This is a genomic window from Haemophilus haemolyticus (assembly GCF_001008275.1).
Taxonomy (GTDB): Bacteria; Pseudomonadota; Gammaproteobacteria; order Enterobacterales; family Pasteurellaceae; genus Haemophilus; species Haemophilus haemolyticus_P.
The window spans coordinates 1-11,415 of sequence record NZ_LCTH01000013.1; the positions used below are offsets into that span (position 1 = coordinate 1).

The window sequence follows — 11,415 nt, forward strand, 5'->3', positions numbered from 1 at the left end:
GGCTGTGCTGAAGTAGCTGGTTGTGCTGAAGTAGCTGGTTGTGCTGAAGTAGTTGGTTGTGCTGAAGTAGCTGGTTGTGCCGAATTATCACCACCGCCACTACTTCCACAAGCAGCTAAAGTTAATGTAGCTAAAGCTGTTAAACTAAACTTTAAAATCGTATTCTTCATAGTTTACCTCTAAGTTCTTTATTAAACACACTTAATACAAATACATAAAATAAATTTATGTGGACTTTCATCCTACCATAAAATTAATATCATTGTATATAAATCTATAAAAAATAAGGTAAAAACAATGTCTGCCTTTACCTTAATAACTTATAAATTAATCATGCATACCTAATTTTTTCTCCAAATAGTGGATGTTTGTTCCGCCTTTTTGGAAATTTTCATCTTCAAGAATTAATTCATGAAGTGGGATGTTGGTCTTGATACCATCAATAATTGTTTCAGATAATGCATTTTGCATACGACGGATTGCCACTTCACGTGTATCACCATAAGTGATAAGTTTTGCGATCATAGAGTCGTAATGTGGAGGCACCGTATAGCCGCCATAAACATGAGAATCCCAACGAACGCCCAAACCGCCCGGTGAATGTAAGTGATTTACTTTACCCGGAGATGGTAAGAATGTTTTTGGATCTTCTGCGTTAATACGGCATTCCATTGCATGGCCTTTAACTTTGATGTCTTCTTGCTTAAAGGAAATCGGTAAGCCTGCTGCAATGCGTAATTGCTCTTTCACTAAATCTACACCTGTAATCATTTCAGTTACAGGGTGTTCTACTTGGATACGAGTATTCATTTCAATGAAATAGAATTCGCCATTTTCATATAAGAATTCAAACGTACCTGCTCCGCGATAGCCGATTTCTACACAAGCTTTTGCACAGCGAGAGCCGATATCGCGGCGAACTTCTTCTGTGATACCTGGCGCAGGTGCTTCTTCCACAACTTTTTGGTGACGACGTTGCATTGAGCAGTCACGTTCAGCCAAATAAACTGCATTGCCATGAGTATCTGCTAATACTTGAATTTCCACGTGACGTGGATTCTCTAAGTATTTTTCCATATAGACCATATCATTATTGAATGCAGCTTTTGCTTCTGCTTTGGTCATTGCGATAGATTCTTCTAATGCGCCTTCGCTACGAACTACACGCATACCTCGGCCGCCACCACCGCCTGATGCTTTGATGATGATTGGATAACCAATACGTTTGGCGATTTCTTTATTTTTACTAATATCGTTACTTACAGGGCCATCAGAACCAGGTACACAAGGCACGCCTGCTTTTTTCATCGCTTTAATAGCTGAAACTTTATCGCCCATTAAGCGGATGACATCTGCTGTTGGACCGATGAAAGTGAAACCTGAACGTTCAACTTGTTCTGCAAAATCAGCATTTTCAGATAAGAAACCGTATCCTGGATGAATTGCATCAGCGCCTGTTACTTCGGCGGCAGCAATGATAGCTGGAATATTTAAATAACTTTTTGCGGAAGGTGCTGGACCGATACAAACGGTTTCATCAGCAAGTAAAACGTGTTTTAAATCACGATCAGCGGTAGAATGAACCGCCACAGTTTTAATACCTAATTCTTTACAAGCACGTAAAATGCGTAGTGCAATTTCACCGCGGTTAGCAATCACAACTTTTTCTAACATAAAAGAGTCCGTTTAGTCAGATAGACGTGAATTTTTATGTAGGTTCTTGAAATATTGTTTTCCCTATAAAATTTGGTATGAACAGATTTCAATTTATATCGCCTACGATAAATTCGCTCTAATTGTTTGTATATGAAATAGGCGGACTAAAGTCCGCCCGACGAAAATATTGGAAATTATTCAATAACGATTAATGGTTCGTCAAATTCAACAGCGTCACCGTCGTTGATAAGAATTGCTTTTACTACGCCAGCCTTGTCCGCTTCAATGCGGTTCATCATTTTCATTGCTTCAACAATACAAAGTGCATCGCCAACTTTCACAGACTGACCCACTTCAACGAATGCTTTTGCTTCTGGGCTTGGACTGCGATAGAACGTTCCCACCATTGGTGAACGTACAAGATGGCCTGATAATTCATCAGATGCAGCTGGTGCGGATGTCGCCGCTGCTGGCGCTTGAGCTGGCGCAGCAGTCGGAGTTGGTGCTACTACTGGTGCCGCAGCGTATTGAACTGCTGCTGGAGCAACTGCTGGGGCTGCACGGCTAATACGTACTGTACCTTCTTCCTCTTGCACTTCTAATTCAGTAATGCCAGATTCTTCTACTAATTCGATTAATTTTTTGATTTTACGAATGTCCATACGTTTTTCCTAAAAAGATTGAAATTTTAACCGCACTTTTAAATGAAAAAGTGCGGTTATGAATAAACTTATTTTTTATGTTGTAAAGGTTACCTTAAATTTTGCAAATTTGCGATAAAATTCTGTGAATTTCGCCAAAAATGCTCAATTTTCTTATTTTTTAGCAAGGTAATCGATAGCAAATAAAAAGGCAAACTCGTAACCTTTTGCGCCCAAACCGCAAATAACACCTTCAGCCACATCGCTAAAATAAGAATGATGACGAAATGGTTCACGTTTATGCACGTTGGATAAATGAATCTCCACAAAAGGAATTGAAACAGCTAAAAGTGCATCGCGCAATGCCACACTGGTATGGGTGTAGGCAGCAGGATTGATTAAAATAAAATCGACTTGTTGAAAACTTTCGTGGATCTTATTAATTAATTTTTCTTCACTATTGGTTTGAAAACATTCCACTTGTACATTGTGCTGAGTGGCTAATGTTTGTATTTTCTCTTCAAGGGATGCTAGAGAAATACTGCCATAATGTTTTGGCTCGCGAGCCCCTAACATATTTAAGTTCGGGCCATTTAACAGCAAAATTCTGTGTGTTTGCGACATTTTTAATCCTTTTTGTGTGGCGCATTATACTGGTTTTTCGATTTTGGGTGGTCGAATCAGATAATTTTAGTGATAAATTCAGATTCTAAATCCACAATAGGTAAATCAGAGCCCTGCCAAGCGCGTATCACTTGATATTCCATCAAATCTAAAGTGTCTAAGCCTGGCGTTACATTCGGGGTGTATTGTTGTGCAATTCGCGCGAGCTGAGAGAGGCCTAAACTGCTTTCGATACTTGAACTAATAACCGCTTTTAGACCTAACGAATGTGCTTGGTTAATGAGTTCAGCACAACGTTGAATTGAACCAATTAAAGTGGGTTTGATTACGACAGCCGATAAGTGCGGTTCTTTTTCCAGGCAAAAATTAGGCTCTCGCACGGATTCATCCCATGCAATTGCAATATCGGTTTGCGATGCAAATTCACGACTGAGTTCTTGTGTTTTACAAGGTTCTTCTAAAAATTGAATACGTTTTCTATGTTGCGGTTTGACTTTAGTGGCAAATTGTAACGCTTTTTCTAACGACCAATGGCGGTTTGCATCTAGTCGTAATTGTAAATCAGGAATGGCCTCTAAAAACATATCGGCAATTAATCCATCGCGATTGGCTTCGTATATGCCCACTTTCATCTTTGCCACTTTTTCGCCTTCCATGCTCGCAAGTTTGGCATATAGTTCATCTGGATCGCCATAACAAAGTGGTGCTGTATGGTAATTGCCTTCAGCTTGTAAATAACCTTTCATTTCATCCATTGCGCAACTGATACCAAAAGCAACGGAGGGATAGGTGCCATCTAATGGTACGCGAGGTGCATCGCAGCTGGCATTGCACCATGTTGTTAGCCATTCAATTGCTTGTTCTTGAGCTTGGTCTAAGGTTTCTTCGCTAAAACCAGGTAGCGGGGCGATTTCTCCCCAACCGTCTCGGCTGCAACTCACTCTTACGATTAAGCCTTCACGGCGTTTTAAAAAACGATCACGCAGAATAAGTTGGCTATCAACGGGGATGGAATAACGGTAAAGATTAAATGATTTTTCAGCCATGCTTGCTCCCAATACAAAAGTGCGGTCAAAATTCACGAAGATTTTTAACCGCACTTTAGAACGATAAATTAAGGGTTACGTCTGAATTTGCTGAAGTCTGGGGCGCGTTTTTCATTAAACGCATTGCGACCTTCTTGACCTTCTTCAGTCATGTAGAACAACATTGTCGCGTTACCCGCTAATTCTTGAAGACCAGCTTGGCCATCACAGTCAGCATTTAATGCCGCTTTCAAACAACGAATCGCGATTGGGCTATTGCGTAACATTTCACGACACCAACGCACGGTTTCTTTTTCAAGATCAGCGTAAGGCACAATGGTATTGACTAAGCCCATATCTAATGCTTCTTGTGCATTATATTGACGGCATAAGAACCAAATTTCACGAGCTTTTTTCTGACCCACTAAACGAGCCATATAGCTTGCGCCCCAACCGCCATCGAATGAACCGACTTTTGGCCCAGTTTGCCCGAAAATAGCATTTTCAGCAGCAATCGTTAAGTCACAAAGCATATGTAATACATGGCCGCCACCAATTGCATAACCAGCCACCATTGCTACAACTGGTTTTGGACAAGAACGAATATCGCGTTGGAAATCTAATACATTTAAGTGATGTACGCCGCTGTCATCTTTGTAACCGCCGTAATCACCACGCACTTTTTGGTCACCACCAGAACAGAATGCTTTTTCGCCTTCGCCGGTTAATACAATGACACCAATGCTTTCATCAAAACGTGCATCAGAAAATGCGGCGATCATTTCTTTCACTGTTTGTGGGCGGAACGCATTACGCACTTCAGGGCGGTTAATCGTGATTTTAGCAATACCATCAGTGGATTTATGATAGCGAATATCGCTATAGCCTTCACTGTGATCGACCCATTCAACAGGCGCATATAACACATCATCTTTTGGATTTTGCATGAGAATTCCTTTTAATTAACGTAAAAAAGTGCGGTCATTATAGCGGAAGTTTTTCGGATCAGGAAAACTAAATTCATTTGCTGCTTTATCTGTTGTGAAGATATTGCTAGAATTTTGCGCATTCTCACTTTTATAAGGATCAAATGTGAAATTAATTGCAACCTTAGGTATGGCAGCATTGCTGTCTGGCTGCTCAATTTTTGGAAACTCACAATCCGCAATCCCAGGTGAATTTGCGGGTGCGGATTACCAACTTTCCGATCAAGATGCAAAACAATGGGCGATTGCAAGTAAGCAAGCAGAACAATGCGTTTACCCAAATTTAACTCGAATTTTACAACAGCATTTTTCTAAAGAAGATAGCTATATTCACTCACAATATGTCTTTTTCTATCCATTGGAAAAAATTATTGGTGAGCAATATGTAAAGATTATTCAAGGTGATGAAAAATCGATGAATTATGCAAGCTATCAGTTTAAAAAATTCCGTACCGAAGTAGGTAATGTTGAGCCTTTAACTGAACAGGCGTGTTTAAAATTACGTAATGAAGCGCGCGATGATTTGGCTGTCGTGAAAGGTCAATATAAAAATGGCATGGTGGATGTGCAGAAAAATGAAGATGGCTCACCGAAAAATCCTGATGGTATCGCGACGAATGAAAATAAATTCTTCTTTGATATTATCAAATGGGGATCGATGTTGTTGCTTTAGTCTAAAATTCGATGAAATAAAAAACCGCACTTTAAAGTGCGGTTTTATTTTTCATTCTTTCTAGCTAAAAATTACGCTAATTTTTTGATTTGTGCAGCTAATTTAGATTTGTGGTTTGCTGCTTTGTTAGCGTGGATTAAGCCTTTAGAAGCCATACGGTCAACAACTTTTTGCATTTCAACGAATGCTGCTTCAGCTGCTGCTTTTTCACCTGCTGCTACTTGAGCATATACTTTTTTGATGTAAGTACGCATCATAGAGCGTTGGCTTGCGTTGTGTTGGCGGCGTTTTTCAGATTGAACCGCGCGTTTTTTTGCTGACTTGATATTAGCCAAGGTCAAACTCCTAAAATTTCTGTTGATTGATAGACAAAATAAAGGGCGTCAATATGCCGATTTTTTATACTTTTGTCAATGGAAAATTTGTGTTGATTTCGGTGAGACACAACCGAAAGTAAGTATCGTTATTTTTACAAGCTCTTTCAATATGGGCTCACACAAACGATGTGCGGCGGATTTTATCAGTTTTTTTTCACGGAATATAGCGTAAAAACAAAATTTCTATACAATTAGGCAAAAATTTTAGGGTAGAGAAGAATATTTTGAGTAAACGACTTTTAAAATCTAGTATTGTTGTTAGTTCTATGACTTTATTATCTAGAGTGTTGGGTCTTGTGCGCGATGTGGTTATCGCTCATCTCATTGGTGCAGGCGCCGCAGCGGACGTTTTTTTATTTGCTAATCGTATCCCAAATTTTCTTCGTCGTTTATTTGCTGAAGGGGCTTTTTCACAGGCTTTTGTACCTGTTCTCGCAGAATATCAAAAATCTGGTGATATTAATAAAACCCGTGAATTTATTGGGAAAGTTTCTGGTACCCTTGGGGGATTGGTCAGTATTGTTACGATCCTCGCGATGGTTGGCTCACCTGTCGTTGCTGCTTTATTTGGGATGGGCTGGTTCACCGATTGGATGAATGATGGCCCTGATGCTCATAAATTTGAACAAGCTTCTCTTCTCCTTAAAATAACTTTTCCTTATTTATGGTTTGTCACTTTTGTCGCACTTTCTGGGGCAGTGCTTAATACGATTGGAAAATTCGGCGTGATGTCCTTTTCACCAGTGTTATTAAACATAGCGATGATTGCCACCGCACTTTTCCTTGCACCACAAATGGATAACCCAGATCTTGCACTGGCTATCGGGATTTTTCTTGGCGGATTATTACAGTTCTTATTCCAAATTCCCTTTATGAAACAAGCCGGTTTACTGGTGAAACCCAAATGGGCGTGGCGGGATGAAGGCGTAACTAAAATCCGCAAATTAATGATCCCTGCGTTATTTGGTGTATCGGTAAGTCAAATTAATCTTTTGCTGGATACAGTGATTGCAAGCTTTTTAATGACAGGTTCAATTAGCTGGTTGTATTATTCCGACCGCTTACTGGAATTTCCTCTCGGTTTATTTGGCATTGCTATTTCTACCGTAATTTTGCCAACGCTTGCCCGTCATCACGTTAATCGCGAAGGCGATTCAGATAAAAGTGCGGTTGATTTTCGTAATACAATGGATTGGGGCGTACGAATGATTTTATTACTTGGCGTTCCCGCAGCCATTGGTATTGCTGTATTGGCTCAACCGATGTTACTTACGCTCTTTATGCGCGGAAATTTCATGTTAAGTGATGTTCATGCTGCCTCTTATTCTTTATGGGCGTTTAATGCGGGGTTACTTAGCTTTATGTTGATTAAAATCCTCGCCAATGGCTATTACGCCCGCCAAGATACCAAAACTCCAGTAAAAATCGGCATTATTGCCATGGTGAGTAATATGGGCTTTAACCTATTGGCGATTCCATTTAGCTATGTGGGGTTGGCGATTGCTTCTGCCATGTCAGCAACCTTAAATGCTTATTTGCTTTATCGTGGTTTAGCTAAAGCGGATGTATACCATTTTTCACGTAAAAGTGCGGTCTTTTTTGGAAAAGTTTTATTGGCAGCAATTGCAATGGGCGCAGCAGTTTGGTATTACGTGCCTGAAATCAACCAATGGGCGAAAATGGATTTCTTTATGCGTGTTTATTGGCTTGTTTGGTTGATTGTATTAGCCGCAATAGTTTATGGCGCAACGTTGATTTTATTGGGCATTCGCAAGCACCATTTGCTGACAAAAAACTAACTTCTCGCTATAATGCCGAAATTCTCTTATTTTCATGGATAAGGACATGCAATTAATTCGCGGGCTTCATAATGCAAATCGTGTTTTACAAGGTTGTGCGCTAACGATCGGCAATTTTGATGGTGTGCATTTAGGGCATCAAGCAGTCCTCCGCCATTTGCGCCAAAAAGCTGACGAATTAAATTTACCCATGGCGGTATTGTTATTTGAATCACAGCCGCGTGAATATTTTATGGGGGAAAATGCACCAGCCCGTTTAATGCGCTTGCGTGACAAAATTTATTATCTAGAAAAGGCTAAGGTCGATGTCGTAATTGTGGCGAAATTTGACCGCACTTTTGCTGAGCAACCAGCTGATGTGTTTATTGAGCAAACGCTTGTTAATCATCTACATGTGAAATTTTTAAGCATTGGCGATGATTTTAAGTTCGGCTCAAAACGCCAAGGTAATTTTGCAATGTTGCAAGCAGCAGGTAAGCGTTTTGGTTTTATTGTTGAAGATAACCGTAGCTTTTGTCTAGATGAACAGCGAATTAGTAGCACGGTAATTCGCGAAGCGTTGGCGAATGATGATTTACAACTTGCAGAAAATTTACTCGGTAAACCTTATCGTATTTTCGGGCGTGTGATCCATGGTAATAAGTTAGGTAGAACAATCGGATTTCCAACGGCAAATATTCGTTTGCATAGACAAGTAAATCCAATCAAAGGCGTTTATGCTGTAAAAGTGCGGTTAAAATCTGGTGAAATTTTTAACGGCGTGGCAAACATGGGAAAACGCCCAACTATAAATGGATTAATGCAATTATTAGAAGTTCATTTATTTGATTTTTCTCAGAATATTTATGGCCAAATGGTGGAAGTCGAATTCTGCCACAAGATTAGAAACGAGATTAAATTCCCGTCTTTTGACGCTTTAAAAAACCAAATTGAACGGGATGTAAACACTGCGAAAGGCTTTTTTAAAGGGTAGATATGCCAGTTATTTTACGTTTTAAAGGCTATGTTTTTTTCTTTTACTCTAATGAAGGAAATCCTTTTGAACCTGCGCATATTCATGTGCGCAATGCGGAGTCGGAAGCAAAATTTTGGTTGGAACCCGAAATTTCTTTAGCAAGAAACGATGGATTTAATTCAAAAGAATTAAAAGAAATTTTTGTTATTGTTGAAACACATAGAATGCAATTCACGGAGGCGTGGTATGACTATTTCAGCTAAAAGCGTTCGCTTTGATGAAAACACTATGTGGGTGGAGTTAAATGATGCGCGTATTTTAGGTGTACCCTTAGTGTGGTTTCCTAAATTATTACATGCTACCCAAAGTGAATTAGAAAACTATGAGTTGAGTCGTAGAGGCATTCATTGGGATTGTCTTGATGAAGATATCTCTATCGATGGTTTACTTGAGGGACGTGGAGATGTCACACATAAACCACAAAAAGTTGCTTAAATTTAATTTAAAAATTGGAAAATAAAATGACAGTCGATTACAAAAACACTCTTAACCTACCGGAAACCAGCTTTCCAATGCGCGGTGATTTAGCTAAGCGCGAACCTGATATGTTGAAAAATTGGTACGAGAAAAATCTTTACCAAAAAATTCGTGAAGCGAGCAAAGGCAAAAAATCTTTTATTCTGCATGATGGCCCTCCGTATGCGAACGGTAACATTCATATTGGTCACGCAGTAAACAAAATTCTGAAAGATATTATTATTAAATCCAAAACAGCATTAGGTTTTGATTCGCCTTATATCCCGGGGTGGGACTGTCATGGTTTGCCAATTGAATTAAAAGTAGAAAGTTTAGTGGGCAAACCAAACGAGAAAATTACGGCGGCTGAATTCCGTCAAAAATGTCGTGAATATGCCGCGGAACAAGTAGAAGGTCAGAAAAAAGATTTTATCCGTTTAGGTGTGTTGGGAGATTGGGATAATCCTTATTTAACGATGAACTTCGACACCGAAGCAAACATCATCCGTACACTCGGTAAAGTGATTGCTAATGGCCATTTATACAAAGGTTCAAAACCAGTACACTGGTGTTTAGATTGCGGTTCTTCTTTAGCCGAAGCAGAAGTGGAATATGAAGACAAAGTTTCTCCATCTATCTATGTGCGTTTTCCTGCAGTAAGTGTGGTTGAAATTGAAGAGAAATTTAATGCAGTAGGCAAAGGCCATGGCAAATTATCTGCGGTGATTTGGACAACCACACCTTGGACAATGCCATCTAACCGTGCGATTGCGGTAAATGCAGACTTAGAATACAACTTAGTGCAACTTGGCGATGAGCGCGTGATCTTAGCCGCTGAATTAGTGGAGTCTGTGGCGAAAGCGGTGGGCGTAGAACAAGTTGAAGTTTTAGGTTCAGTAAAAGGTCAAGCACTTGAGTTAGTACGTTTTAACCATCCGTTCTATGATTTCACTGTACCAGTAATTTTAGGTGATCACGTGACCACTGATGGTGGTACGGGTTTAGTACATACCGCACCAGATCATGGTTTAGACGACTTTGTCGTGGGTAAACAATATGATTTACCGATGGCGGGTCTTGTATCGAATGACGGTAAATTTATTTCAACCACTGAATTCTTTGCAGGCAAAGGTGTGTTTGAAGCGAACCCATTGGTTGTTGAAAAATTACAAGAAGTGGGTAACTTATTAAAAGTTGAGAAAATCAAACACAGCTACCCACACTGCTGGCGTCACAAAACCCCGATTATTTTCCGTGCGACACCACAATGGTTTATCGGGATGGAAACACAGGGTTTACGCCAACAAGCATTAGGCGAAATCAAACAAGTTCGCTGGATTCCTGATTGGGGTCAAGCACGTATCGAGAAAATGGTTGAAAACCGTCCAGACTGGTGTATTTCCCGTCAACGTACTTGGGGCGTGCCGATGACCTTATTCGTGCACAAAGAAACTGAAGAACTTCATCCGCGTACTTTAGAGTTACTTGAAGAAGTGGCTAAACGTGTAGAGAAAGCCGGCATTCAAGCATGGTGGGATTTAGACGAAAAAGAATTATTAGGGGCGGATGCAGAAACCTATCGCAAAGTGCCTGATACCCTTGACGTATGGTTTGACTCAGGATCAACCTATTCTTCTGTTGTGGCGAATCGTCCAGAATTTAACGGTCAAGATATCGATATGTATTTGGAGGGTTCTGACCAACACCGTGGTTGGTTTATGTCTTCTTTAATGCTTTCTACAGCAACAGACAGCAAAGCACCATACAAACAAGTATTAACCCATGGTTTCACGGTGGATGGTCAAGGCCGTAAGATGTCAAAATCTATTGGTAACATTGTGACACCACAAGAAGTCATGGATAAATTCGGTGGTGATATTTTACGTTTATGGGTGGCCTCTACTGACTATACCGGTGAAATGACGGTATCCGATGAAATCTTAAAACGTGCGGCAGACAGCTATCGTCGTATTCGTAATACCGCTCGTTTCTTATTAGCAAACTTGAATGGTTTTGATCCAAAACGTGATTTAGTCAAACCAGAAGAAATGATCAGCCTAGATCGTTGGGCGGTGGCTTGTGCATTAGATGCACAAAAAGAAATCAAAGATGCGTACGATAACTATCAATTCCACACTGTGGTACAACGTTTAATGCGTTTCT

13 protein-coding genes are annotated in these 11,415 nt (G+C 40.1%); 7 read left to right on the forward strand and 6 right to left on the reverse strand.

What is annotated here, in order from left to right; translation table 11 throughout:
• On the forward strand, window positions 1–183 hold a 183-nt coding region (locus AAX15_RS09510; protein WP_196296038.1), incomplete at its 5' end, for a hypothetical protein.
• A gap of 144 nt (window positions 184–327) precedes the next feature.
• Here AAX15_RS09510 and accC read toward each other — a convergent pair.
• From accC to menB, 5 genes are all read right to left on the reverse strand, one after another.
• Entirely contained in the window at window positions 328–1,674 is a 1,347-nt protein-coding gene (accC, locus tag AAX15_RS01445) for an acetyl-CoA carboxylase biotin carboxylase subunit (protein WP_046938804.1), read from the reverse strand.
• A gap of 176 nt (window positions 1,675–1,850) precedes the next feature.
• On the reverse strand, window positions 1,851–2,318 hold the full coding sequence (gene accB / locus AAX15_RS01450) for an acetyl-CoA carboxylase biotin carboxyl carrier protein (protein ID WP_046938806.1): 468 nt from the start codon (window positions 2,316–2,318) through the stop codon (window positions 1,851–1,853).
• A 153-nt stretch (window positions 2,319–2,471) separates the two neighbouring features.
• Window positions 2,472–2,921, reverse strand: a complete 450-nt coding sequence (gene aroQ, locus AAX15_RS01455) for a type II 3-dehydroquinate dehydratase (protein ID WP_046938807.1) — start codon at window positions 2,919–2,921, stop codon at window positions 2,472–2,474.
• A 56-nt stretch (window positions 2,922–2,977) separates the two neighbouring features.
• Window positions 2,978–3,967, reverse strand: a complete 990-nt coding sequence (gene menC / locus AAX15_RS01460) for an o-succinylbenzoate synthase (protein ID WP_046938809.1) — start codon at window positions 3,965–3,967, stop codon at window positions 2,978–2,980.
• Window positions 3,968–4,035: 68 nt separating this feature from the next.
• Window positions 4,036–4,893, reverse strand: a complete 858-nt coding sequence (gene menB, locus AAX15_RS01465; RefSeq protein ID WP_046938810.1) for a 1,4-dihydroxy-2-naphthoyl-CoA synthase — start codon at window positions 4,891–4,893, stop codon at window positions 4,036–4,038.
• A gap of 145 nt (window positions 4,894–5,038) precedes the next feature.
• Between menB and AAX15_RS01475 the strand changes: the two genes are divergently transcribed.
• Window positions 5,039–5,605 carry a DUF5358 domain-containing protein gene (locus AAX15_RS01475; RefSeq protein WP_080950390.1) on the forward strand — a complete coding sequence of 189 codons (567 nt, stop codon included), beginning with the start codon at window positions 5,039–5,041 and terminating at the stop codon, window positions 5,603–5,605.
• 71 nt (window positions 5,606–5,676) lie between these two features.
• On the opposite strand, the gene rpsT is transcribed toward AAX15_RS01475, so the two are convergent.
• On the reverse strand, window positions 5,677–5,940 hold the full coding sequence (gene rpsT / locus AAX15_RS01480; protein WP_005548279.1) for a 30S ribosomal protein S20: 264 nt from the start codon (window positions 5,938–5,940) through the stop codon (window positions 5,677–5,679).
• A 266-nt stretch (window positions 5,941–6,206) separates the two neighbouring features.
• Here rpsT and murJ point away from each other — a divergent pair, with 266 nt between their 5' ends.
• The 5 genes from murJ to ileS all read left to right on the forward strand — a co-directional run.
• Window positions 6,207–7,781: a murein biosynthesis integral membrane protein MurJ gene (murJ, locus tag AAX15_RS01485; protein WP_046938816.1), complete on the forward strand. Its 1,575-nt coding sequence runs from the start codon at window positions 6,207–6,209 to the stop codon at window positions 7,779–7,781.
• Window positions 7,782–7,827: 46 nt separating this feature from the next.
• Window positions 7,828–8,754 carry a bifunctional riboflavin kinase/FAD synthetase gene (ribF, locus tag AAX15_RS01490; protein WP_046938818.1) on the forward strand — a complete coding sequence of 309 codons (927 nt, stop codon included), beginning with the start codon at window positions 7,828–7,830 and terminating at the stop codon, window positions 8,752–8,754.
• A 2-nt stretch (window positions 8,755–8,756) separates the two neighbouring features.
• Window positions 8,757–8,999: a DUF4160 domain-containing protein gene (locus AAX15_RS01495; RefSeq protein ID WP_046938819.1), complete on the forward strand. Its 243-nt coding sequence runs from the start codon at window positions 8,757–8,759 to the stop codon at window positions 8,997–8,999.
• On the forward strand, window positions 8,983–9,231 hold the full coding sequence (locus AAX15_RS01500) for a DUF2442 domain-containing protein (protein ID WP_046938821.1): 249 nt from the start codon (window positions 8,983–8,985) through the stop codon (window positions 9,229–9,231). The genes AAX15_RS01495 and AAX15_RS01500 overlap by 17 nt, the downstream gene beginning before the upstream one ends.
• 26 nt (window positions 9,232–9,257) lie before the next feature.
• The coding region (gene ileS / locus AAX15_RS01505; RefSeq protein WP_046938822.1) for an isoleucine--tRNA ligase at window positions 9,258–11,415 on the forward strand (2,158 nt) is incomplete at its 3' end.